At 57.9% G+C, this 23,471-nt stretch carries 16 protein-coding genes; 9 read left to right on the top strand and 7 right to left on the bottom strand.

The window, feature by feature from the left end:
* Position 1: 1 nt before the first annotated feature.
* Positions 2-964, top strand: coding sequence for an ABC transporter permease (locus PYTT_RS02200; protein ID WP_067773873.1), 963 nt, complete (start codon positions 2-4; stop codon positions 962-964).
* A gap of 18 nt (positions 965-982) precedes the next feature.
* Here the strand turns inward: PYTT_RS02200 and PYTT_RS02195 are convergent, their stop codons facing one another.
* Both PYTT_RS02195 and PYTT_RS02190 read right to left on the bottom strand, forming a co-directional pair.
* Positions 983-2,599 (bottom strand): sensor histidine kinase, encoded by a 1,617-nt coding sequence (locus PYTT_RS02195; RefSeq protein ID WP_067773870.1) that lies wholly within the window; start codon positions 2,597-2,599, stop codon positions 983-985.
* Between the two features lie 2 nt (positions 2,600-2,601).
* A complete protein-coding gene (locus tag PYTT_RS02190) occupies positions 2,602-3,303 on the bottom strand; it encodes a response regulator transcription factor (RefSeq protein ID WP_067773866.1) in 702 nt (233 codons plus the stop codon).
* Between the two features lie 173 nt (positions 3,304-3,476).
* On the opposite strand from PYTT_RS02190, the gene PYTT_RS02185 reads away from it, so the two are divergent.
* Both PYTT_RS02185 and PYTT_RS02180 read left to right on the top strand, forming a co-directional pair.
* Positions 3,477-5,198 (top strand): 4-alpha-glucanotransferase, encoded by a 1,722-nt coding sequence (locus PYTT_RS02185; protein ID WP_067773863.1) that lies wholly within the window; start codon positions 3,477-3,479, stop codon positions 5,196-5,198.
* A gap of 60 nt (positions 5,199-5,258) precedes the next feature.
* A complete protein-coding gene (locus PYTT_RS02180; protein WP_067773860.1) occupies positions 5,259-7,397 on the top strand; it encodes an acyltransferase family protein in 2,139 nt (712 codons plus the stop codon).
* Here PYTT_RS02180 and PYTT_RS13810 read toward each other — a convergent pair.
* The 4 genes from PYTT_RS13810 to PYTT_RS02160 all read right to left on the bottom strand — a co-directional run bounded on the left by PYTT_RS13810 (position 7,392) and on the right by PYTT_RS02160 (position 12,291).
* Positions 7,392-7,994, bottom strand: coding sequence for an acyltransferase (locus tag PYTT_RS13810; protein ID WP_067773857.1), 603 nt, complete (start codon positions 7,992-7,994; stop codon positions 7,392-7,394). The genes PYTT_RS02180 and PYTT_RS13810 overlap by 6 nt on opposite strands.
* Positions 7,991-9,172 carry a glycosyltransferase family 4 protein gene (locus PYTT_RS02170; RefSeq protein ID WP_067773854.1) on the bottom strand — a complete coding sequence of 394 codons (1,182 nt, stop codon included), beginning with the start codon at positions 9,170-9,172 and terminating at the stop codon, positions 7,991-7,993. The genes PYTT_RS13810 and PYTT_RS02170 overlap by 4 nt, the downstream gene beginning before the upstream one ends.
* 58 nt (positions 9,173-9,230) lie before the next feature.
* Complete coding sequence (locus tag PYTT_RS02165) at positions 9,231-10,514, bottom strand: argininosuccinate synthase (protein ID WP_067773851.1); 1,284 nt, start codon at positions 10,512-10,514, stop codon at positions 9,231-9,233.
* Positions 10,515-10,632: 118 nt separating this feature from the next.
* Positions 10,633-12,291 (bottom strand): SpoIIE family protein phosphatase, encoded by a 1,659-nt coding sequence (locus PYTT_RS02160; RefSeq protein WP_067773848.1) that lies wholly within the window; start codon positions 12,289-12,291, stop codon positions 10,633-10,635.
* Positions 12,292-12,496: 205 nt separating this feature from the next.
* Between PYTT_RS02160 and PYTT_RS02155 the strand changes: the two genes are divergently transcribed.
* The 6 genes from PYTT_RS02155 to rplQ all read left to right on the top strand — a co-directional run bounded on the left by PYTT_RS02155 (position 12,497) and on the right by rplQ (position 22,695).
* Positions 12,497-12,844 carry a YkgJ family cysteine cluster protein gene (locus PYTT_RS02155; protein ID WP_067773845.1) on the top strand — a complete coding sequence of 116 codons (348 nt, stop codon included), beginning with the start codon at positions 12,497-12,499 and terminating at the stop codon, positions 12,842-12,844.
* Complete coding sequence (locus tag PYTT_RS02150) at positions 12,841-16,398, top strand: ATP-binding cassette domain-containing protein (RefSeq protein ID WP_067773842.1); 3,558 nt, start codon at positions 12,841-12,843, stop codon at positions 16,396-16,398. The genes PYTT_RS02155 and PYTT_RS02150 overlap by 4 nt, the downstream gene beginning before the upstream one ends.
* Positions 16,399-16,576: 178 nt before the next feature.
* Entirely contained in the window at positions 16,577-18,775 is a 2,199-nt protein-coding gene (locus PYTT_RS02145; protein WP_172801745.1) for a carboxy terminal-processing peptidase, read from the top strand.
* Between the two features lie 206 nt (positions 18,776-18,981).
* Positions 18,982-20,889, top strand: a complete 1,908-nt coding sequence (locus tag PYTT_RS02140; protein ID WP_172801744.1) for a sulfatase-like hydrolase/transferase — start codon at positions 18,982-18,984, stop codon at positions 20,887-20,889.
* A 237-nt stretch (positions 20,890-21,126) separates the two neighbouring features.
* Positions 21,127-22,254, top strand: a complete 1,128-nt coding sequence (locus PYTT_RS02135; RefSeq protein ID WP_067773834.1) for a DNA-directed RNA polymerase subunit alpha — start codon at positions 21,127-21,129, stop codon at positions 22,252-22,254.
* A gap of 36 nt (positions 22,255-22,290) precedes the next feature.
* Positions 22,291-22,695, top strand: a complete 405-nt coding sequence (gene rplQ, locus PYTT_RS02130) for a 50S ribosomal protein L17 (RefSeq protein ID WP_067773831.1) — start codon at positions 22,291-22,293, stop codon at positions 22,693-22,695.
* A gap of 320 nt (positions 22,696-23,015) precedes the next feature.
* Here rplQ and PYTT_RS02125 read toward each other — a convergent pair whose 3' ends face one another.
* On the bottom strand, positions 23,016-23,252 hold the full coding sequence (locus PYTT_RS02125) for a hypothetical protein (protein WP_067773828.1): 237 nt from the start codon (positions 23,250-23,252) through the stop codon (positions 23,016-23,018).
* Positions 23,253-23,471: the final 219 nt, after the last annotated feature.

The following is a 23,471-nucleotide window of genomic DNA, read 5'->3' as shown; positions in this document are numbered from 1 at the left end:
TATGGCTACCATGAATGGTTTCTCCGGCAATAAGGCTCTGGCTGGCAATTCTCTTTGGAAGGATGCCCGGCTTCGGCTGTGCCGCAATAGGGCGGCAATGGTGTCGCTGTTTTTCCTGCTGGCAATGGTGGCGGCGTGTTATGTGCTGCCTGCGACTCCGTGGGTGGAGGCTCCGAATCGGATGGATTTGACGAATATTACGGCTGGGCCGTCGTGGGAGCATCCGTTCGGGACGGATCAGCTGGGGCGCGATTTGCTTGCCCGCGTGTTGTACGGCGGCCGTATTTCTCTGCTGGTGGGGCTGGTGGCGACAGCTGTTTCGCTGGTGATCGGGTTGACGTTCGGGCTGGTTTCGGGATACGCGGGAGGGCGGACGGATAGTGTGATGATGCGGGCGGTGGATGTGTTGTTCGCCCTGCCGTTTATCGTGCTGGTGATTGTGTTTTCGTTGAGTATCGAGGAGCCTTCGCGCGAGTTGACGGATTGGCTGGTGGGGGCGACGGGCTGGGCGAGGGAGGATGTGGCTCCAATGACGAGTCTGGTGCCGCTTTTCGTGGCGATCGGTGCGCTGGGGTGGCTGACTTTGGCCCGTATTGTGCGGACGCAGACGATGGAGATCAAGGGACAGGATTATGTTGTGGCGGCGCGGTCGCTGGGGCTTGGGCATTTGAGGATTCTTTTTTCCCATATCGCGCCGAATTTGTTCGGTACGGTGGTGGTGTATACGACGCTGGCCGTGCCGGGCATTATGCTGCTGGAGTCGGTGCTTTCGTTCCTCGGTCTTGGGGTGAAGGCTCCGAATTCTTCATGGGGTACGCTGATTAAGGAGGGTGCGGATCGGATGGAGGTGAGTCCGGAGCTGCTGTTGTTTCCGGCGCTGTTTTTCTCGCTGACGCTTCTGGCGCTGAATTTCCTCGGCGACGGGCTGCGGGATGCGATCGATCCGCGGGCGTCGAAGGATTAAGGGGAGGCCGGCGAGGGGTCAGGCCGGGATGGTGAGGATGAAGCAGGCGCCGGTGAGGCTGGAGCTTTCGAGGCTGAGGTCTCCGCCGATGGATTTGGCGATGTCGCGCGAGAGGGTGAGTCCGAGGCCGATGCCGGGCTGTTTGCCTGCGTTGGCTTTGGCGGAGCGGCTGAAGGCGGTGAAGAGGGTGCGGCGGGTTTCGAAGGCGATGCCGGGGCCGTTGTCCCGGAAGCGGATGAGGACACGGCGAGGGAGGAGCTGGACGGTGATCTGGATGGCGGGTTTTTCGTTGCCTTTGCCGTATTTGATGGCGTTGTCGGCGAGGTTGCCGAGGATTTGTTCGAGGGAGATGATGTCGGTACGGATGGGGAGGATGCGTGCCTGCGGGGCGATGGCGAGGCTGACGGTGAAGCCTGCTTCTTCAAGGCGCGGGCGGATTTTGTCGACGACCTGGTTGAAGATGTTTTCCCCGGTGTCGCAGTCCTGCCTGCCGCGCAGTTTGCCGCGCGTGAGCTTGGAGAAGGCGAGGACGTTTTCCACGAGGCGTGAGAGGCGGGTGCTTTCTTTGTAGAGGGAGGTGTAGTATTCGTGTTTTTTGGAGTCGGGCACCATGTTGTGCTCAAGCATTTCGGCGTAGAGGGTGATGGAGGTGAGGGGGGTGCGTAGTTCGTGGGTGATGGTGGAGACGAAGTCGTCTCTCCGGCGAACGAGGCGGCTATAGAAGATGAGGAGGCCGATGACGAGGACGGCAGCGATGCCGGGGATGAGGTAGATGGAGAGGATGGCGCTGTTGAGGGCGCGGGTGCGCGCTGTCATGTCGGGTAGGATGATTTCCGGACCCGGTGCTAGGGTGATCGGGAGGCGGTTGATGTTGCCTGCGCCGAGGGTGTGTTCTGCGTTGAGGGCGGGTTTGGGGAGGTGTTTGTCCACCAGAGGGAGGAGGAGTTTTTCGAGGGTTTGTTTTTCGACGATGAAGCCTTGCGTGTAGTATCCGTGGGTGGTGCGGATGCCGCGCATGAAGATGAGGTTGTTTTTGTACCACCATGCGAAGAAGCTCCCATGGGGCAGGGAGGCTACGACGGGGATGTAGGGGTCAGTTTCGAATTGTTCGGTGATGGAGATAGTGCCGATGCTGTTTGTGGGGCGAGGCGGCGTTTCACCGGGGATGACGACAGGGGCGGAGGGGTTTTCCGCCTTGTTGTACATGTTGGAAAGGAGGCCGGGCGTTTCCTTGATCCATGAGAGGATTTGCTTGTCCTGTGCGGGGGTGTTCAGTTTTCTGTCCGGGGTGATCATGAAGTATCCCTTGATCCAGCCGGGAGTTTGCGTTTGGAGTGGGGATGGTGCCAGCGGATGGGAGGTGCGGGTGTTGTTCAGCCGTTTTTCTTCAGGGAGGCCGGGTGCGTAGGTTTCATGGTATTCGTAGAAGGGGCGGTCGATTTCCGGTTGAAGGAGGCGGCCGAGTTCGGTGTTGACGGTTTCGAGGGATATTTGGAGCAGGCGTTCTGTTTGCGCTTTCCTGTCGAGGCTGGCAAAGCGTTTTTCCAGTGTTTTCGCTTCATACGCGAGCCACGCCATGCCCCCGAGGACGAGGGTGACGATGATGGCGATGATCCAGGGGAGGCGCAGTTTCATGCCTAAATGACGGGAGGTGTCCAGCTGTATCCGATGCCGCGCATGTTTTCAAAGCCCCGGGTGAGGGCGGAGTCGCTGCCGAGTTTTTCGCGGAGGCGGGCTAGGGTGACGGGGATGGTGCGGGTTTGCGAGGGTTTGGCTGATTTTCCCCAGACGCGGATGAGGAGTTCTTCTTGTGCGATGATGCGGTTCGGGTGGCGGAGGAAGTAGACGAGGAGGTCGAATTCCTTTTCCGAGAGGGCGACGGTGCGTCCGTCGTCGAAGATGACGGTTCGGGCGGAAGGGTCGATCGTTCCGCCGGGGAAGGAGGGGATGGCTGGCATTTTGGGGCGTTCGGGCGAGCGGCGGAGGACGGCCGTGATGCGGGCCATGAGTTCGAGGATGCTGAAGGGTTTGACGACATAATCGTCCGCGCCGAGTTGCAGTCCTTTGATGCGGTCGGTTTCTTCGCCTCGGGCGGTGAGCATGATGGCGGGGATGCCCGGGCATTCTTTTTCCATGATGGCCAGTACTTTGAAGCCGTCCGCCTCGGGCATGTTGACGTCGAGCAGGGCGAGGTCAATATGCTGGGTGAAGAGGATTTCGAGGGCCTTGCGGCCGTCGCCCGCTTCATGGACGGTGTAGCCGGTTCCGGTGAGGGCGTCGGCCAGAGCCTGACGGATGGATGCGTCGTCTTCCGCGATGAGGATGCAGCGGTTATTCATGCATTCAGGATAGCACGGATGGGCCGCTTTTCAAGCAAGAGTTCTGCAACAAGAGTGTAACAGGTTCGTTCGCGTGTTTTCATCGAGCTGTTTGTTCTTGCCTTGCGTGCCGGTCTCCTATAGAGTGAAGGGAACCGGAAGCAGGGAGCTTCCCGTTCATAGACTGTTGCCTGATGAAGAATGCGCGCATGACTGGTGTGTTGTTGCCTCTGTTTTCCCTTCGCCGGAAGAATGATCACGGTATTGGGGATTTGGCGGCATTGAAGGAATGGATCGATTGGGCCGCCGATCACGGTGTCGGTTTTTTGCAGCTTTTGCCTGTGAATGCTCTGGGTGAGGGGGAGGCTCCGTCTCCGTATTCAGCCGTCAGTTCCGTGGCTTTGGAGCCGATGTATCTAGCTTTGGAGCCGGAGTGGGTTCCGGGGTTGCCGGAGCTGGCGCAGCCTTCGGAGATCGGGATGGATGCTCTGCATCCGGCGAGCGATCCGGCGCTGGTGGATTATGCTCGCGTGCGGGCATGGAAGGCGGTGATGCTGAAGCGTGCGTGGGATGTTTTCCGGGATGGAGAGGCTTTCGAAGGCAGACGCAGGGATTTTCAGGATTGGGTGCTGTTGCAGGATGCTTGGCTGGACGATTTCGCGTGTTTCCGCGTGATGTCTCGCCTGTTCGGTTCCTGCGAGTGGTGGAAGTGGCCGGAGCAGGATCCCGATCGTGTGCGGTTGATGTCGGAGGAGTATGGCGATGCCATGCTGTATGAGAAGTGGCTGCAGTGGCTGGCTTTCATGCAGTGGGATGATGTGCGGCGGTATGCGGATAGCCGGGGTGTGGCTTTGATGGGCGATATTCCGATCGGGGTGGCGATGGCCAGTGCGGATGTGTTTTTCGAGCGCCGGAATTTCGATGTTTCGTGGTCGGGCGGTGCTCCTGCCGAGGGGGATTTTGCGGATGATCCGTTTACGGCGAAGTGGGGGCAGAACTGGGGGATTCCCCTGTACCGCTGGGAGGAGATGGCGGAGGACGGTTTTGCCTGGTGGAAGCGGCGCATCCGGATGACGACGCGTATTTTCAGGATGTACCGCGTGGATCATATTCTGGGGTTTTACCGTATTTATGCTTTCCCGTGGATTCCGGAGGAGAATCCCGTGTATCTTTCTCTGACGCCGGATGAAGCGGCAGCGCGTTGCGGCGGACGGCGACCCGGTTTCCAGCCGAGACCGGACTGGACGGAGGAGGATCGGAAGTTGAATCTGGCGCAGGGCGACAGGTTGCTGCGCGTGCTGCTGGAGGCCGATCCTTCGGCGGTGGTGATAGGGGAGGATCTGGGCTGTGTGCCGGATTACGTGCGGCCCGATTTGCAGTTGCTCCGGATTGCCGGGTTCAAGATTCCCCACTGGGAGATTCGGGAAGACGGGCATATTGTGATGGGTGATGCGTATCATCCCTGTTCGTTTGCGGTGTATGCGACGCACGATTTTCCGCCGATTGTGGATACATGGAATGAGTGTTGGGAGAAGGTGAAAGCCTTTCGCGGTGCGGAAGCGGCGCAGCCCGTCCCCGGCAAGGAGGAGATGGATGCCTTGAAGGCGGGGTACGAGGACGGAAGGCGCGTTCTGATGTGTTTCGCCGAGTTTTGCGGCATGAACGAGGAGACGGTGCTGGCCGCCTGGAATCCGCAGATCAAGAATGCGATGTTCGATGCCTTGCTGGCGTGCCGTTCGCGCTATGTGGCGATGATGTGGACGGAGCTGTTCGATGACGGTCGCCGCCTGAATGTTCCGGGTACGGTGGGAGGCATCAACTGGCGGCCCCGGATGGGTTTTACGGCGGAAGAGGCGGCTGGGATGGAGCAGAGCAGATGGCTGGCAGGCCTTGCGGAGAAGAACGGGCGGGTATGATATGCTGAGTAGGGCTTGACTTAACACGTGTTTTTGTATATTTCATTGCATCTCCATGCAATGAACAGTCCTGCTCCCTCCTATATCCACTCTACCTATTTTCCCCATATTGACGGGTTGCGGGCGCTGGCCGTGATTCCTGTGCTTCTGTACCATTTGTCTCCGGCGATTTGTTCCGGCGGCTATACCGGGGTGGATGTGTTTTTCGTGATTTCCGGGTATTTGATTACTCGTGGCATTCTGTCGAGCGTGCGTTCCGGAACGTTTACGGTGCAGGATTTCTACAAGAAGCGCATCAAGCGTATTTTTCCCGCTTATTTCGGTCTGATTCTGGGCGTTTTCCTGATAGGATTATGCCTGTTTTCGGCCAGTTTGCTGATGTATTGGGCCGGAGCTGCGCAGAGTTCCTGTTTTTTTCTGAGCAATTTCTATTTCTGGAATGAAGGCGGCTATTTCGCCTCCCGATGCCATAGTAATCCGTTGTTGAATTTATGGTCCCTGAGTGTGGAGGAGCAGTTTTATGTGTTTGTGCCCATTCTGATATGGGCGCTGTACAAGTATATCAGGCCGCTGATGGTGCCCGTGCTGTTTTTATTGACGTTCGCATCCCTGTATCTGGCTTGGGCGGCGATGGAGCAGGGTGATGCAAAATCGGCGTTTTATCTGCTGCAATACAGGAGCTGGGAGTTGATGGCGGGAGGGTTGCTGGCGTTTGTGCCTGCGATGTCTCGGGATCAGTTGCGGAGATGGCATGATTGGCCTGCACTGGCCGGGTTGATGCTGATTGTTTATCCCTATTTGTTTTATACGCCGACTACGGCTTTTCCCGGTTTGGCTGCTCTGCCTTCCGTGGCCGGGGCTTTGCTGGTGCTGAGGTATGGGGGTGTGGGGTGTGTCGGAGGGATGTTGCGTTCTTCTCCGTTCGTTTTTGTCGGCAAAATTTCCTATTCGCTGTATCTCTGGCACTGGCCCGTGATCGTTTTCTGGAAGTATGTGCGGTTTGCCGATGTTTTGTCTCCCAGTCCGTTGTTCTGGTGGGAATATATGGGTATGTTTGCCGTTTCCTGTTTGATGGCGTGTTTGTCGTGGAAGTTTTTGGAGTTGCCTTTCCGCGTGTCCGATTGGAAGCCGTCGCGTTATTTTCTGCTGGCCGGTACGGGGATGTGTTTGACGACGGTTTTGTGCGTGGCGACGCTGGCCAGTGATGGCTGGCGCGATGTGGTGCATCCTCAGGCCAATGCGAGTGCGCCTAACGGGCGGTTCGCATCCGACGCTTTTACCGCGCGCTGGAAGTTCCATGCCGGGATGTGGCAACAGCGATTAGACGGTTGGAAGCATCGCGAGCAGAGCGTGTTCGAGAAGCAGTTGCAGCAGACGGTCGGTACGGTGGGCGGTTTGGGCCGTTGGGGCGCGAACCGCGAGAATCCGGCGTTCCGGCTGTATTCACAGGCTCCGCTGACGGAGTTGTATTATATCGGCGATACCAGGTATTCTCCTTCGTTTTTGATGATTGGAGATAGCCATACGGGGCATTTTGAACATGGTTTGGATGCTGTTTGCAAGCAGAACGGTCTTTCGGGCGTGCTCGTGGTTCAGAATGCGCATGTGACGCATGATTTTCAGGACGATTTGCAGGATCCTCAGGGCCGTTTCCTGAAGCAGTTGGTGGAGTATGTGAAGTTGTCGGGTATTCGTGTGGTGATGATTTCGAGGAACTTGCATGCAGACGATGCGAATGTGTATTCGTTCCTGTCGCGCCTGACTCGGGTGCTGGGCCAATCCGGGGCGCAGTGTTATGTGTTGTCTCAGACTCCGGTGATTCGCGATGCACAGATTGCGCCCGATGAGTTGTATCCGACGGAGCTGTATGCCCGTTCGTTGATTGTCGGTTCTTCGGGGAACGATTGGGCTGCAAGGCTGGCCGTTCCCCGCGAGCGTTATTTGAAGGAGACGGCATATGCGCGTGAGGCGTTCAGGCGTTTGGAGGAGGAAGGGCTGGCTAAGGTTTTGCGTGTTGAGGAGGTGCTGCGGCAAGGGGATGTGTTTCCGATCGTGAATCCGAAAACGGGGGCGTCGTGGTATACGGATGACGATCATCTGGATGATGACGCTGCACGGGTGATCGGGAATTATCTGCTTCCGTACCTTCGGGAAGAGAAGGTGAAGAAGAGAGGCGTGTCCGGCGGTACGGGTTTATGACGATTGCCGCATGCGCTCGGGGAGCGGAGTGCATTGGGCAGGGTTGCCGCAGGCGAGGTGTGCCGGGGGGACGTCGCGCGTGACGACGGTTCCTGCTGCAATAACGGCTCCGTCGCCGATGGTGACTCCTTTGAGGATGATGGCACGCGCGCCGATGAAGCAGTTGGCGCCGATGGTGATGGGGCGGCCGTGTTTTTTTTGGGTGAGGGTGGAGATCCAGCCCGGACGGGTGTCCGGCAGGTGGGCGTCGTTGTCGAGGATGAGGGCGTCTGCCCCGATGATGGAGTTTTCCCCGATGACGATGCGGGATGTGCAGACGATGCAGGCGCCGCTGATGCCTGCGCCTTTTTTCAGGATGAGTTCGGCTCCGTCCGCATTGGCGGCCAGAGTGGCTCGCGTGGTGAGGACGGGGTTCATGCCGCGCAGGGAGTGAACGGTGGTTCCTTCTTCAAGGATGAGGGTGGCTCCCCGGCGTACTTTGATGTGGGGAAATCCGGTGATGAGGGCGGTGGGGGCGATTTGAGCCCCGTGTATGCGGCACCATGCCCGCGAGAGGGAGGCAAGGATGCGGAAGATGGTTTTTTTGACGGGGTTCATGCCGTGTGCGATGCTTGTTGAAGCGCGAGGCGGTAGCTGTCGAGCGTGTTGCGGGCCGCTTTTTCCCATGTGAAGAGGGAAAGTCGGTCTGTTCCCTGCGAGATCATTTCCTGCCGTTTGTCCTGGTCGCGGATGGTGGAGAGGACGGTTTCACCGATGGAGTTTTCATCGTGGGGGTCGAAGTAGAGGCTGGCATCACCGCCTATTTCGGGGAAGCAACTGGCACGGGCGCAGAGGACGGGCGCACCGCAGGCGAAGGCTTCAAGGATGGGGAGGCCGAAGCCTTCGTAGTAGGAAGGGAAGATGAAGGCCAGCGCGTGGTGGTAGAGGAGGGCGAGCCGGGTGTCGTCGGCATATTGCTGGTGTATTTGCAAGGCGATGTCCAGCGTGCGGATGCGTTCCTGTTCCTGCTGTGTCCACGGTGTGCCTCCGATACAGAGGAGGTGGAGGGTGCGGTCGTTGCGGAGGATAGGGGCCAGGCCCGCGAGCATGCGGTCGAAGTTTTTGTAGGCGGTGCGGTGTCCGACGAAGAGCAGGTAGCGGTCGGGGCGGTCGCAGGGGATGAGTTCGGGCTGGTCGGGCAGTGTGAGGGAGTTGCCGTGGTGGACGACGTCGATTTTGTCCGGCGAGATATGCAGGATGTCAATGATGTCCTGTTTGGTTTTTTCCGAGATGGCGATGATGCGTCCGGCCCGGTCGGCGAAGAGTTTTTTGCGGGCTGCCGTGGGGTCGTTTGCCGGGAAGGCTTCAGGCAGGATTTCATGGATCATGTCGTGGATGGTGATGACCATCGGCGTGTTGCCCGCGTAGTCCAGGAGGCTGAGTTCGTTGGTGTGGGTAGGGTGGATGAGGTTGTAGTTGCCGCGGCGGAAGGCCTTGCGGGCGGTTTCCCTCATCAGGTGTTTGTCGAAGGCGTCTTTTTTGGAGGTGCGGCGTCCGATGGCGTGCAGGAGCCGTGCGGAGATCGGGGCTTGCGGGGTTTCTCCCGAGGTGCGGGGGAAGAAGGTTGTTTTGGGAAGGTAGCCGTTGTCCGTATGGCGGAGCGGCAAGCCGAAGCGTATGCCCATGCGCTCGAATTCGTCCAGCAGGGAGCAGATGTAGCGCGAGATGCCGGTGTATTTGCCCATGGAGAAGACTCCGGGGTGGTAAAAGACGGACGGTACGTTCGAGGTAGACATAAGAGAGAGAGAAAAAGCCCGCTCCACGTGGTCGCAGAACGGGCTTGAGGAATAGGTTTTACTTGTTGTTGACGCGGCTGAACTGCTTCAGACGGAGGCCGTTGAGGGCGATGAAGCCGGTGGCGTCGTTCTGGTTGTAGAGTTCTTCGTAGCCGCCTTCCATGGTGGCGATTTCTTCGCTGTACAGGGAGTTCGGGGAGCGGCGTCCGGCCTGCATGACGTTGCCCTTGTAGAGTTTGAGGCGGACTTCTCCGTTGACTGTTTCCTGCGTTTTGGTGACGAGGGCCTGGATGGCTTCGCGTTCGGGAGCGAACCAGAAGCCGTTGTAGACCATGGCTGCGTATTCGGGGATGAGGCTGTCGCGCACTTTCTGGGCTTCGCGGTCGACGGTGAGCGTTTCGAGGTCGCGGTGGGCGGCGAGGAGGATGGTGCCGCCGGGGGTTTCGTAGACGCCGCGGCTTTTCATGCCGACGAAGCGGTTTTCAACGATGTCGATGCGACCGATGCCGTGTTTGCCGCCGAGGGTGTTGAGGACCATCATGACGCCATAGGGGGAGAGGAGGGTGTATTCTCCGCGGGTGCCTTCGGCGGTGACGCCCGTTTCTTTCATGATGTCTTCGATCCCTTCGGTGGCGAGGCCGATGACGTTGCCCTTTTCAAAGAGGAGCTGGACGTACTGGGGTGTGTCGGGAGCTTCTTCCGGAGAGACGGAGAGGACGTACATGGCACGGTCTTTTTCCGTGGTGGCGTCGTACCAAATGTCTTCGAGCATGCCGGCTTCGAAGGAGATGTGCAGGAGGTTGCGGTCCATGGAGTAGGGTTTTTTCATGGACTGGCGGATGGGGATGCCGTGGGATTCGGCATAGGCGATCATTTCGCTGCGGCCCGGGAATTGTTTGCGGAATTCGTCGTCGCGCCACGGGGCGATGACTTTGAGCTGCGGGGCGAGTGCGTTGGCTGCGAGTTCAAAGCGCACTTGGTCATTGCCTTTGCCGGTGGCACCGTGGGCGATGGCATCGGCGCCTTCCTTGATGGCGATGTCGATCATGTCTTTGGTGATGCAGGGGCGGGCGATGGAGGTGCCGAGGAGGTAGCGGCCTTCATAGAGGGCATTGGCCTGGAACATCGGGTAGATGTAGTCGCGGGCGAAGGTTTCCTTGAGGTCGCCGATGTAGCATTTGGAGGCGCCGGTGGCGAGGGCTTTGGCTTCGAGGCCGTCGAGTTCGTCGGCCTGGCCTACGTCTGCGCAGTAGGCGATGATTTCTGCATTGTACTTTTCCTTGAGCCACTTCAACAGTACGGAAGTGTCAAGGCCACCGGAGTAAGCGACGACAATTTTCATAGATCCTTTTGGATGGGTTTAACCGGGCATGAGAATGCAGCAAAATGGCCTGCAAGTGAAGTCCAAAGTGCGGCTTAAGTGCGTTTTCCGGTTTGAATGCCCGGAGGGGATGCCCGGTTCAGGCTTCGGCTGGAGTTTCTTCCGGGATGGGGTCGTCCCGGTATTCCATGCCGAGGAGGCAGATGTCGTCCGAGAGCTGGGAGCATCCGGTGAAGTGTCCGGCGCATTTGAGGGCGCCGAGGATCATGGTTTTGATGTCCTGCGGGGCGAGCTGTTCCAGTTCGTCCATGACGCGTCCGGCTCCGAGTTCGTCTCCTTCCTTGTTGGCGGCTTCGGTGAGGCCGTCGGTGTAGAGCATGAGTTTGCTGCCTGATTCGAGGTGGAGTTCGGTGTTGTGGTAGAGGGTGGTTTCGAGGAGGCCGAGAGCCATGGAGCGGGGCAGGGCGGGCATGGTCGCCTTGCCTTCGGGCGAGAGGAGGATGGGGGCCGGGTGTCCGGCGGAGGAGAGGGTGAGTGTGCCTGTGCTGAGGTCCATGTAGGCATACATGGCGGAGGCGAACATGGTGACGTTGGCCCGGACGAGGATGCGGGTGAGCTGGCGGTTGAGCGAGGCGAGGAATTGCGCGGGGTCGCTGCCGAGGCCGGAGAGTTGTTCCATGAGGCCGCGGAGCATGGAGGCGATGAGGGCGGCGCGGATGCCGTGGCCCATGACGTCGCAGATCATGGCGCCGACGCCTGTGTCGCCGACGGAGAAGACTTCGAAGCAGTCGCCCGCAACGCCTTCGGAGGGGGCGAAGATGTGGTGGAAGTTCGCGCTGCGCAGGCGGGACGGGGTGTCCGGAGTTTGCCAGGCGCGGGAGGGGATGGAGTAGGGGAGGAGGGAGAGCTGGATTTCGCGTGCGAGGTCGACTTCTTTTTCGAGGGCCTGGTTGCGGCGGTCGAGGATGTCGGCGGCCATTTGGGCTTTTTGTTCGGCCTGGACGAGTTTGGTGACGTCCGAGGAGATGCCGACGATGCCTTTGAGGTGGCCTTCACGGTCGTACCACGGGAATTTGGTGATCTGGCTCCAGGTTTCCTCCTTGTCTTTCCAGACTTCATGGTGGATGCGGGAGGAGAAGGGGCGGCCCGTTTCCATGATTTCGAGTTCTTCACGGCGGGAGATGTCGGACATTTCCTTGCCGAAGAAGTGTTCGTCTTTCATGCCGATGAGGTCGGAGGGGGTGGAGACTCCGAGTTTGCGGGCGGTGGCGGAGTTCGCCATGACGAAGCGGGATTCGCGGTTTTTGAAGTAGATGTTGTCGGGGATGTGTTCGATGAGGGTGCGGAAGAGGTCGCGTTCTTCCTGTGCGCGCTGGTCGGATGTTTTGCGGCGGGAGATGTCGACCCAGACTCCGACGAGGCGGGTGGGCCGGTGGTGTTCGTCGCGGTCGGCAAGGCCGTTGACGCGTATCCATCGCCATGCGCGGGAGGTTTGGCTGAGGAGGCGGATTTCGATGCGCATGGGCAGGTGGGTGTGCCCGTTGAGGTAGCGCTGGAGTTCGTGTCGGAAGAAGGAGAGATCTTCCGGGTGGATGGTTTGCTCCGGGTTGGTGAAGATGTTGGGCGCCACTTCGTGGTGATGGAGTCCCATCATGGTGAGGCAGCGGTCGGTGTAGTGGATGACTTCCTTGTCGATTTCCCAGCAGTAGACGCCTTCTTCGGCTGCTTTGAGCGCCAGTTGTACGGTATCCCAGTTGAATACGTCGGGCGCTGTTTTTCTATAACCTTCGGAGTCCATACTTAACGCTTTTATTGAACATGATCTCACGGTTTTTTTCAAGGCTCAATTTCATTCGTTCCGCTTTTTTAGGGCGATTCGGGCGGATGCCCGGTGCGTGTGTGCGGCCGCGGCGGTTGCAGCCGGTGCCGGAGCGGGTGTTTCGTCCTTTCGTTGCGGAGGTTTAGCGTTGATATGGCGGGGTGTCTGGGGTATGATTCCGCCGATGCTTCCTGTCGTTCATTTCTGCCAACGTTGCGGCGCCTGTTGCCGCTGGGAGGGTGATGTGTGTATCGAAGATGCGGAGGTGGAGGCGATCGCCGCTTTTCTCGGGATGGAGACAGAGGCGTTCGTGAACGAGTGCTGCCGCCTGCGGGCGAACCGGCAGGGGCTTTCGATCAGGGAGGGCGAGGATGGGGCCTGTATGATGCTGGAGGAGGGCGGGTGCCGTATTCAGGCGGTGAAGCCTGCGCAGTGTTCGGCATTCCCCCGGCAGTGGAATTTCCCCGGCTGGGAGGAGCTTTGCCCGGGAGCGGGGAAGTGCGGTGTTGAAGGAGGAGGGGCGGAAGCATGAGCGAGATTCCATCTTTCATTCCGAGGTTGCGCCGCAGGATTCTGGCATGGCAGTCAGCCGTTTGGAGGCTGCTGGGCGGTTCTCCGGCATGGTGGAGGAGGCAGGAGGAGTCCGACCGGGCGCACGCGGCGACGGTGGTGGATCTGTTTGCTTCGATTCTGGCGAGGCAGCTTTATATCAGCGCGGGGGATGCGGATGCGGCTCTGGATATTCTGCGGTACAATTTCCCGGATGTGGAGCATAGCTGGCTGGCGCGGCGGTTCGAGAGGTCGCTGCAGTCGCAGTACAGTCTGGAGGATGCTTTGGGGGTGGCTGCGGCCGGGCGGTCGGATGCGGAGAGGGTTTCTCTGGCGCTGGAGGTGCTGGCGCTGATTCGTACGGCGGGCGACCGGATGTCGGAGAAGGAGTTGTTCGAGGAGGTGACGTTCGGCCTGATGTTGCCGGGGATGGCGCCGCTGCTGGAGCGGCTGCTTGATTCGCCCGATGCGCGGGCGGAGCCTCCGGTGGAGAGTGTGAGTTTTTCGTCTCTGCGCGGGCAGGCCGAGGTGGCCTTGCCTCCGGTGGACGACGGTGTGCGGTTCCGCGTGCTGCGGTGCCTGAAGCTGATGCTGGTGATCAATGACGGCGATGTGCCGTTCATGGTGCGCGGGCGTACGCTGTTTCGCGGCAGGATGGTGCCGCTTTCCACGGGGCAGTTCGTGGTGCTTCCTTCGGGGCCGGTGGGCTACGGGCAGTTCGAGTTTTATTTGCAGGCGAAGCGTTCCGGGGTGCGCGTGGTGTATTATCTGCATCTGGAGCAGGGGAGTTTGCAGGTTTCGCGTTTCCGTTCGCGCGGCAGCGATGTGCGGATGAAGCTGGGACTCGATTGCGAGCTGGAGGTGCTGAGGCACGATGCGGAGTGCAGGGTGGGTACGGTGCCGGTGCATCAGGGCGAGCCGGTGCGTATTTCGTATTTCGATCCTTTTACCCTGAAGGGTGAAGGTCCTTTCGTGATGGCAGAGATCCGCAATGCGACACGCGATACGGGCAATAGCTTTTTGCTGGATCCCGGTACGAGGAAGATCCGGGTGACGAATCTTCCTCACCGCGTGCAGCATGGGGATTTGCTGTTGACTCCCGGCCTGTCTCCCGGTGTGCTGTTCGAGGTGGTGTTTTCGAAGGGGACGAATACGGGGATGCTGCATGTGATCGAGTCGTCGGCGAATATGACGGTTCGCGATCTTCCGGTGCGTGCGGAGATGCTTTTGAAGGACGGAGATTTGATCCGCCTCAGCCCGTACCAGTCGTTGCGATGCCATTTTTCCCTCGGTGTGCTGGACGAGGAGTCGAATACGATCAGTACGCTGGCGGTGGAGGGGCTGACGAAGGATTTTTCCCGTGCCGGGCGCGTGGTGGATAATATCGATTTTACGGCTTCGCGCGGTGAGATGACTTGTATTCTGGGGCCGAGCGGTTCCGGCAAGAGTACGCTGCTCGCCCTGCTTGCCGGGCATTTGCCGCCGACGCGCGGACGCATCCGCTATAATGACGAGTTGCTTTCGCGGCAGACGGATAAATTGCGTAGGTATATCGCCTATATTCCCCGGGAGGATATTCTCGATGAGGCGATGACGGTGGAGGAGCATATTTACCAGGCTTCGATTATCAGGCGTCCGCGCTTGAGCCGCCTTGACCGCCGCCGCCGCGTGCAGGCGATTCTGAATTATATCGGCCTCGGCCATCTGGCATCGCGCCGCGTGGGCCGTGCGGGTGAGCGTATTATTTCGGACGGTGAGCGTACGCGGCTGAATCTCGGCCTCGATTTGACGGGGGCTGCCGATGTGTTCCTCGTGGATGAGCCGATCAGCGGTCTGGCATCGGGCGATGCGGAGCGGGTGATCGATACGCTGGAGACGATGACTCGTGATAAGGTGGTGATTGTGACGCTGCACCGCCCGAGTCCGGGGCTGCTGCAGCGGTTCGATAAGGTGCTGGTGCTCGATCATGGCGGGCAGATGGCGTACTGGGGTGATCCTGCGGGGATGATGGAGTATTTCCGCCGTGCGGCGCAGGAGATGGGGATTGCCGTTTCACCGGAGACTCAGCGTTCCGGTGGGGCCGATTATGTGTTCGAGGTGCTGGAAGCGCCGTTGAAGTGGCTTGATATGCGCCGCCGGCAGAGTCCCCGCTTCTGGCAGGAGCGGTATGAGGGCTATGTGTACCGCAAGCTGATCAACGGGCGCGAGATGCCGCCTCCGGCTTCGTCCGTGAAGCAGAAGGGGCGGGAGCTGGCTGAGGTGCAGCCGCGTACGGCGAAGGAGCTTTGGCGGCTTTCCCGCATTTGGATGATTCGTACGTTCCTCGGGCGCGTGCGGAGCCGCATGGGGCTGTATACGATGATTCTCGAAGGGCCGGTGCTGGCTCTGCTGATTGCGACGACGTTGCGTGCCTCGTCGACTCCGGAATATATTTTCAAGTCCGCGCTGCATATTCCTCCCTATTTGTTCCTGTCAATCGTGGTGGCGATGTTTTTCGGGTTGACGGATTCCGCCAGCGAGATTCTGAAGGATCGCCCCGTACTGAAGCGCGAGAGCAATTACCGGCCTTTCATTACGGGGTATCTGGGGGCGAAGGTGCTCGTGCTGACGGGGATTTCCGCCTTTCAGTGCGCGCTGTATCTTTTGGTAGGCAATACCGTGCTGGGCATCAGCGATATGTTCGAGCAGTACTGGCTGGTGATGGTGCTTACGTCTTTTGTCGGCATTGCCTTGTCGCTGATGGTTTCCGCCTTTGTGCGTACGGAACGCACGGCTTTGAATATCGTGCCGCTGCTGCTTGTGCCGCAGATTCTGCTGGCGGGGGCGATGATTCCGTTCAATGAGATGAACCAGTTCCTGCCGTGGTCGGCCCATCGTGCGGATGAGAACGGCCGATTGAAGCCGGGACGCGTGCCTCTGGTGGCGGAGTTGTGTCCTCTGCGCTATGCCTACGAGATGCTTGTGGTGACGCAGGCGACGGGCAATCCGTGGGAGGTCGAGCGGCGCAAGGTGCATGCGCGCGTGGAGGAGCTGAAGAAGAAGCCCGGTGTGCTTTCCACGGCGGAGAATACGGAACTGCGCCGTCTGCTCCGCGCGCTGGCGGCGATGTCTTCCATGGAAGCTGTTGATGAGAAGGAAGCGAAGTTGCGTATCCGCGCGATTCGCCGTGAGGCTCTGGGCGGTACGGGCCAGAAGGCGTTCGATGCTTTGCTTGAAGAGTTCGAGCAGCCGAAGGAAGGGTCGATTCCCATGGCCGATTATTATGTGAATGACCGTATTCTCGGTATTTTCGAACTGGCCGAGGCGCAGCGGCAGAGCCGCAACGAGCATGAGCGGCCGGGCATTTTCCTGGCGGAGCGCCAGCCCGTGGCATTCATGGGAGACGGGTTGAATCCGGATGATCCGGGCTACAGTGCGGATCACGGGACTGTGTCCACGCTGCAGAGGGACGGTTTTTATCTGGCGATCATGGGGCTGATTCCCCTGCTTCTGGCCGGGTGGCGCATTCGTGTCATGGTGTCGGGCCGTTCCCGGTGAGGCGGAGAGGCATGCCGCATTCATGGGGCTTACTGACATTTCTTTTCAGGAAAAGGCATAGATTGAGATAGACTTCCCCTTTCAAATGCGTAGACTTGTTCAGAACGACGCGTCCGGCTTTGCGGCATGAGGTGCGTTTACCCCAATTCAAGACAAGATTTTGTATATGAAGATGACGATGTTTAATTGGACTCGCAAGCTGGTATTGTCCGCCATGTCGGTTGCGGCCTTTGCTTCCTGTACGGTGCAGGCTGCCCCGGATTTCGATCAGATCGGCAAGCAGTTTTCTCTGATGCTGCAGAATGCCCATTTCTCCCATGCCGAGTTCAATGATGAAATGTCGCAGAAGTTTCTGCTGAGCTACCTCAAGGAGGTGGACCCGGCGCGCATTTATTTTACCAAGAAGGATGTGGATGCGCTGATGAAGAAGTATGGGACGGAGATCGACGATTATCTTCTCGGCAATGAGACGAGCAGGTTGGCCCAGGAGTTGTATGATGCATACAGCAGCCGTGCGCTGAAGCGTATTTCGCGTGCCCGCCAGTTGATTGACCAGAACGATATGACGTTCACGGGAGACGAGAAGATTGCCCGCTCCCGCAAGACGGTCGACTGGGCCAAGGACGAGCAGGAGCTTGATGCGCTCTGGAGAAATCTGATTGCAGACCAGCTTCTTTCGGAAACGCTTCGCCGCGAAAGTATTGCCAAACTGGCCAAGGAACAGGGCAAGCCCGATCCTTCCCTGAAGGAAAAATCCCCCAAGGATAAGCTTCACGCCCGCTATGAGCGTTTGCAGCGTACCGTCGGAGAAGCGGATATGGAGGATATGGCTTCGTCTCTACTGGGTGCTGTGTCCCACGTGTACGATCCGCATACGGATTACATGAGCGCTCGCGAAGAGGAAAAATTCATGGCGGCCATGACGACATCCATGGTGGGTATCGGCGCTTTGCTGACAGCAGAAGACGACGGTTCGACGAAGATTGCCGGGATCGTGAAGGGTGGCCCTGCCGAGAAGTCCGGAGAGTTGAAGCTGGATGACCGCATCGTGGCTGTCGACTCGACCAACAGCGGGGAGATGACCGATATTCTCTATATGGGGATCGACAAGGTAGTTGACCTTGTGCGGGGCAAGGTGGGTGTGCCCGTGCGCCTGAAGGTGGAGCCTGCCGATAATCCCGGCCACGTGAAGATCGTGACGATCGTGCGCCAGAAGGTGGAGATGAAGGATGAGATGGCTTCCGGCAAGATTATCGATCTGAAAGGCAAGGACGGCAAGGTGACGCGCCTCGGCATTCTGACTCTGCCCGCTTTCTATTCCGACCTCAAGGAAGGCGATGTGAAGTGTGCGGCGGACGTGAAAAAGATTCTCCAGCGCATGAGCAAGGAGAATGTTGAAGGCCTCGTGGTCGATCTTCGCAACAACGGCGGCGGGTCTCTGGAAGAAGTCCGCAAGATGGTCGGGTTCTTTACCGGAGCCGGTCCCGTGGTGCAGATCAAGGATTTCCGGGGCAATGTCGATTGCAAGACCGTGAGCGGCAAGCCTATTTTCACGGGACCGGTCGTCGTGCTGTGCAACAAGCTGAGTGCGTCCGCCTCCGAGATTTTTGCGGCGGCTCTGGCCGATTACGGCCGTGCCGTGATCGTGGGTGATACGACGAGTTTCGGCAAGGGTACGGTGCAGGTGCCGCTCTCCGTGGGCGATTATTTGCCGTATTTCGCTTCCCGCGAACGTGCGGGGATGCTGAAGGTGACGGTGCAGAAGTTCTACCGTATCGCAGGCGGCTCCACGCAGCTGAAAGGCGTAGCCAGCGATATCGTGCTGCCGACGGCTTCCGCTGCTTTTGAAGTCGGTGAAGGCGTGCTCGATTACGCCATGCCGTACGATGAAATTCCCAAGGCTCCCCACTATACGAAGTCCAAGGATGTGGACAAGATGCTTCCCGTGCTGAAGGCACGGAGCGAAAGCCGCGTGTCCAAGGATAAGGATATGCAGTACATGAAGGAGGATATCGCCCGCTTCCGCGAACGTACGCTGAAGAACTCCGTTTCCCTGAACAAGGCCGAGCGTGTGAAGGAAAACGACGAACTCCTTGCCCGCAAGAAGAGTATCGATACGGAACGCAAAGTCCGCTATGCCGACATGGCCAAGGACGATGAGGAAACGATGGCGATTTTCCGCCTCAATCTGGAAGACGTGAAGAAGGACGGTTTGCAGAAGGCTTCCATCGAAAAGGATAAGAACGATTTCATGATCATGTCGGAAGATCCGACAAGCGACCTCGACGAGGCTCCCGATTATCCTTCGGGCCTTGATCCCGAATTGAGGGAGTCGCTGAATATCGTCAACGATATGATCGACTTGAAAAAGGTTTGAGGGCCTCTCCCGTTTATTGAATCAACCCCGGTTTTCATCGGAAAACCGGGGTTGTCATTTTTTTTTTGATGAGGAGATGAAAGAAGTGTATTGTTTTTCACGTATTAATAAAGATGAAGATACGAGATTTTTGCTGTTTGTTGTGGTGTTTTTTGTCAATTGCCTGTTGCTGTTTCGCCGCCGAATCGCAAAAACCGAATATCATTTTGGTACTGGTGGATGACATGGGCTGGGGCGATCTGGGCATCTACCAGAACGACCGTTTGAAGAAGGGACTTCCTGCCATGCAGAATCCCAATCTTGACAAGCTGGCGAATGAGGGGATGCTTCTGAAGCGCCATTATACATCCTGTCCCGTATGCGCCCCCGCACGGGCTTCCCTGTTTTCCGGAGTCCATCAGGGGCATGCCAAGGTCATCAGGGACCGTTCGTTCGATATGCCGCTCGAGAATAATCATACGCTGGCTACTGTTTTGAAGGAAGCAGGATATGCGACGGCGATGATCGGCAAGTGGGGGCTTGCCGGAGGGCAAGAGATGCAGGGATCTCCTGCGACTTCTTCCGCCTATCCGACAAAGAGGGGGTTCGATTACTATTTCGGATATCTGGATCATGTGACGGGGCACAAGCATTATCCCAAGGAGGATAAGGCTGCTCCGCAGGTCAAATCGAAGGTTAACGGTATTTGGGATGGAGAAACTCTGATTACAGGCCAGTGCGACAAGGCCTATTCGACGGATTTGCTGACGGCGCGCGCCAAGAAATGGATAGTCGACACGCATCGGCAGGATCCTGCAAAGCCCTTTTTTCTGGCCTTGACCTATATCGCTCCCCATTCGGAACTGGAAATTCCGACAGGGCCTTATCCTGCAGGTGGCGGCCTTCGGGGCGGCATGCAGTGGCTCGGCGAACCGCATCGTTTGATCAATACGGCGCAGGGTAAGATCAATTCATGGATTTATCCCCGTTACGCCAAGAAGGACTGGCCGATGGCGGAAAAACGGTATGCCACGATGGTGGCGCGTGTGGATGATGGCATCGGCGATTTGGTTCAATTGCTGAAGGATCTCGGCATCGACAGGAATACGGTCATCGTGTTTACATCCGACAACGGTCCGCATGACGAAGGAGGTCAGAATCCGCAGTTCTTTCGGAATTACGGTCCGTTCGACGGCGTTAAGCAGGATATTTGGGAAGGCGGCTGCCGCGTGCCGACGATCGTGCGCTGGCCCGGCAGGATTCCTTCTGGCAAAAGCAGCGATTTGCCGTGCCAGTTCCAGGACTGGATGGCTACATTTTCGAATATGGCGGGGCGAAGCGCGCCCTGGCGCTGCGATGGAGTATCTCTGCTGCCGACTCTCACCGGGAAGGGGAAGCAGGCTGCAAGCCCGGTCTATATCGAATATTGCGCCAAAAAGTCCGCATCCAGGCTGAAAACTCCTGGATATGCGGATTTCGCCCCGCAGCGTCGCCGTGCAGAACGGGGTGAGATGCAGTGTATCTACTTGGGTAAATACAAGGGCGTTCGCTCGAATATTCAGAGCCACGAGGATGCTTTCGAGATTTATGATACACTGAAGGATCCGGGTGAACGCCGCAATCTGGCCGATACGGCCGAAGGCAGCAAAATGCAGCGGCAAATGCACGAGCAGGTGCTCCGCATGCGCCGGATTTACGATTACTGCCATCCGACCCGGGGGCGTTGCGCGGAACGCCCCTATGACAGTGTGCCGGTGCCTTCCGTCGCTGTTCCCGGAAAGGATGAGCTGTCGGTCGATGCTCGCGGGGAAAACCATGTGTTTTATATTCATATTCCGGAGGATGGCGAATATAAGTTCCGCCTCCGTCTCGACGGCAAGGATGCCCGGGGCTTCGTACGGTTGTGGGATATGCAGTTGGTCGACGCCGATTTCAATTATGACGGCAAGTCGGAAGCGACTTCGTCCATGGCGGAAGGTACGACGGAAGGCGATGCCCGGAAGAGCGGCAAGCGCGGTATTCTTCTGCAGGCCGGTTATCACCGGGTGACCGTTTCCTGTACGAAGGGGACCGGGTTCCATTTGTACCGCGATCCGGGCGGCGAGGAGTTGGTGCCTCTGAACAAAGAGGGGTGAGAGGCAGGTGTGCACCGGATGAAAACCGGGTGAAAAATGAAGCGAAATTTCTCTTGAAAATCCCCATGAATGGGGCGCTGGAGAGAAATTTCGCGTCATTTTGCAAAAAGAGTTGGATTTTTCTTTTGCGCCGTGTATAGTCGCTGCCGCGCGAGTCATTAAAACCCGGCCGTCGGTCCTTCGGATTTCTTTGGAAATGAGAGCTCGCTCGAAGGGGAACCCGGTCACTCACATACCATGTCGGAAACAGAAAAGAAAGACACCAAGGACGCCATTCAATTGGCCCGCTTCGAGATCCCTAGCCGTCTTGAACGCATCGAAGATCCCGCCAACCCGAACCATGTCACGTTCGTCGCAGAACCGATCGAAACGGGTTTCGGTCATACGCTGGGCAATTCCCTGCGCCGCGTCCTCCTCAGCTCCCTTGAAGGCGCTGCCATTACCTCCGTCCGCATCGCCGGTGCGCAGCACGAGTTCACCTCCCTTCCGGGCGTGGTGGAAGATGTGACGGAAATCGTCCTGAACCTCAAGAAGGTCAAGTTCGTCCACCATGGCAAGGAGCCCCGCACCCTGTCCCTTCGTGTTACGAAGCAGGGCGTTGTGACTGCCGGAGACATTCAGGAAGATACGATGTATGAAGTGGTCAATAAGGATCAGGTGATCTGCACGCTCGACCAGAACACGATTCTCGACTGCGATTTCGAAGTCAACGTGGGCCGCGGTTTCCACACCAGTGAAGAAAACAAGGTGAAGGATCGCCCGATCGGAGTGATCCCGATCGACTCCATTTTCTCCCCAGTTGTCCGTGTGAAGTACGGCGTCGAAAACGCCCGTGTCGGCCAGATGACAGAATACGACAAGCTGATCATGGAAGTGTGGACAGACGGTCGCATTTCTCCGAACGACGCAATGCTTCAGGCTTCTGCCATCCTTCGCCACCATCTCGATGTGTTCGTCGAAAGCGATGAACGCCAGGTGACGTTCGAACAGGCTTCTTCGGATTCCCAGGACGGCAATACCGCACAGCTGCGTAAACTCCTCAACATGAGCGTGAACGAAATCGAACTTTCCGTCCGCGCCGCGAACTGTCTCAACAACGCCAACATCACGACGGTCGGCCAGCTCGCCATGAAGACGGAAAGCGAAATGCTCAAGTACCGCAATTTCGGCAAGAAGTCCCTCAACGAAATCAAGGACAAGCTCGTGCAGCATGGCCTTTCCCTCGGCATGCAGTTCGATCCGAAGCTTCTTTCCGGACCGGCCCCGGCTCCGAAGATGCGTGCGGAATCCGACGATGTGCGCGCTGCGGACATTCACGCCCTGATTTCCCACAATATCGAAGCCTACGACGACGACGAGGTTTAATTTCAACAATATATACATCAAACAGAATAGAATACCATGAGACACGGAGTAAAAAAATCCAAGCTTCAGCGCAAGGCTTCCCACCGCAAGGCTCTTCTTGCCAACCAGGCTTGCAGCCTGGTCACATACGGTCGCATTACGACGACCCTTGCCAAGGCCAAGGCTCTTCGCCCCTATGTCGAAAAGCTGATCACGCTTGCCAAGCGCGGTGATATTCATGCCCGCCGCCTTGTGACGGGTACCATCCATCAGGACAAGTGCGTGAAGCGCCTGTTCGACGAAATTGCCGGCCTCTGTGCTGACCGCCAAGGCGGTTACTGCCGTATCGTGAAGCTCGGACAGCGCCTGACGGACTCGGCTCCCATGGCGATCATCGAAATCATCGATATGCCGCAGATCAAGGCTCCTGAAGCTCCCGCCACGACGGAAGCGACTGCCTAAGCCCTGTTGCTTTTCATTGAAAAAACCCGCCGTTCCCGAAAGGAGCGGCGGGTTTTTTGTGTCTTGCGGACAGCCCGGATTTCAGGCTATGTGCCGGATATGGCCAAGTTGCCGATTGAACGGGGCCGGGGTACCCATCAATCCGGCATGGCGTGTCATGAATGTATCCGGCTGTTGCCGGAAGCGGGATTGCCGGAGTGCGATCCCGCGTGTTGCGGCGGAGTCCGCCAGGATTTTCAAAGGGCTGGGGGTGTTGAGTGTCTATTCGATGATCCAGTCAACGAAAATGGGCCGTTCCCGCTGGCTGGATCATGGAAGACTCAGGAGATCATGCGGGCGCGTTCGACGCGTTCCGGCAGGGTCAGTACATTATCGTTCAGGATGCTGAGTACCTTGTCCAAGTATTCCTTGGCTTTGTCGAAAGCTGCTTCTTCGGAGCCGTGTTTCAGGTCTGAGAAGTACTTGGTGATCAGATTCCCGTGGCGTTGGACGGAGACGCGCCAGCCTTGGAAGTCTGTTGTCGCATATGTGAAACGTGTGATGTTTTTGGTATACATTTCAGATTATGGGTTGGGTTTTGATTAGTAAGGTACAACGTCTGGGTGATGATGTTGATGAAGGTTAAACACGCGAGCCAGCCGAGTTGTTCAATGCTGTTTTTTATATTTTTGGAATTGTTGTAAAATATTGTTTATATCGTTCTGATGTTCAGTCTTTTAATGAAAATCTAACTAAATTAGGATGAGACGTCATGCCTGGTGTGCGGTTGCCGCGCG

Origin of the sequence: Neoakkermansia glycaniphila (assembly GCF_900097105.1) — a bacterium.
Lineage (GTDB): Bacteria > Verrucomicrobiota > Verrucomicrobiia > Verrucomicrobiales > Akkermansiaceae > Akkermansia > Akkermansia glycaniphila.
The sequence above is the reverse complement of the archived record's forward strand: the minus strand, read 5'-3'. Positions and strand labels throughout refer to the sequence as shown.

Coding starts and splice junctions, on each gene's coding strand:
- PYTT_RS02200 (WP_067773873.1), top strand. CDS start 2: ATGGCTACCATGAATGGTTTCTCCGGCAATAAGGCTCTGGCTGGCAAT.
- PYTT_RS02195 (WP_067773870.1), bottom strand. CDS start 2,599: ATGAAACTGCGCCTCCCCTGGATCATCGCCATCATCGTCACCCTCGTC.
- PYTT_RS02190 (WP_067773866.1), bottom strand. CDS start 3,303: ATGAATAACCGCTGCATCCTCATCGCGGAAGACGACGCATCCATCCGT.
- PYTT_RS02185 (WP_067773863.1), top strand. CDS start 3,477: ATGAAGAATGCGCGCATGACTGGTGTGTTGTTGCCTCTGTTTTCCCTT.
- PYTT_RS02180 (WP_067773860.1), top strand. CDS start 5,259: ATGAACAGTCCTGCTCCCTCCTATATCCACTCTACCTATTTTCCCCAT.
- PYTT_RS13810 (WP_067773857.1), bottom strand. CDS start 7,994: ATGAACCCCGTCAAAAAAACCATCTTCCGCATCCTTGCCTCCCTCTCG.
- PYTT_RS02170 (WP_067773854.1), bottom strand. CDS start 9,172: ATGTCTACCTCGAACGTACCGTCCGTCTTTTACCACCCCGGAGTCTTC.
- PYTT_RS02165 (WP_067773851.1), bottom strand. CDS start 10,514: ATGAAAATTGTCGTCGCTTACTCCGGTGGCCTTGACACTTCCGTACTG.
- PYTT_RS02160 (WP_067773848.1), bottom strand. CDS start 12,291: ATGGACTCCGAAGGTTATAGAAAAACAGCGCCCGACGTATTCAACTGG.
- PYTT_RS02155 (WP_067773845.1), top strand. CDS start 12,497: ATGCTTCCTGTCGTTCATTTCTGCCAACGTTGCGGCGCCTGTTGCCGC.
- PYTT_RS02150 (WP_067773842.1), top strand. CDS start 12,841: ATGAGCGAGATTCCATCTTTCATTCCGAGGTTGCGCCGCAGGATTCTG.
- PYTT_RS02145 (WP_172801745.1), top strand. CDS start 16,577: ATGTTTAATTGGACTCGCAAGCTGGTATTGTCCGCCATGTCGGTTGCG.
- PYTT_RS02135 (WP_067773834.1), top strand. CDS start 21,127: ATGTCGGAAACAGAAAAGAAAGACACCAAGGACGCCATTCAATTGGCC.
- rplQ (WP_067773831.1), top strand. CDS start 22,291: ATGAGACACGGAGTAAAAAAATCCAAGCTTCAGCGCAAGGCTTCCCAC.
- PYTT_RS02125 (WP_067773828.1), bottom strand. CDS start 23,252: ATGTATACCAAAAACATCACACGTTTCACATATGCGACAACAGACTTC.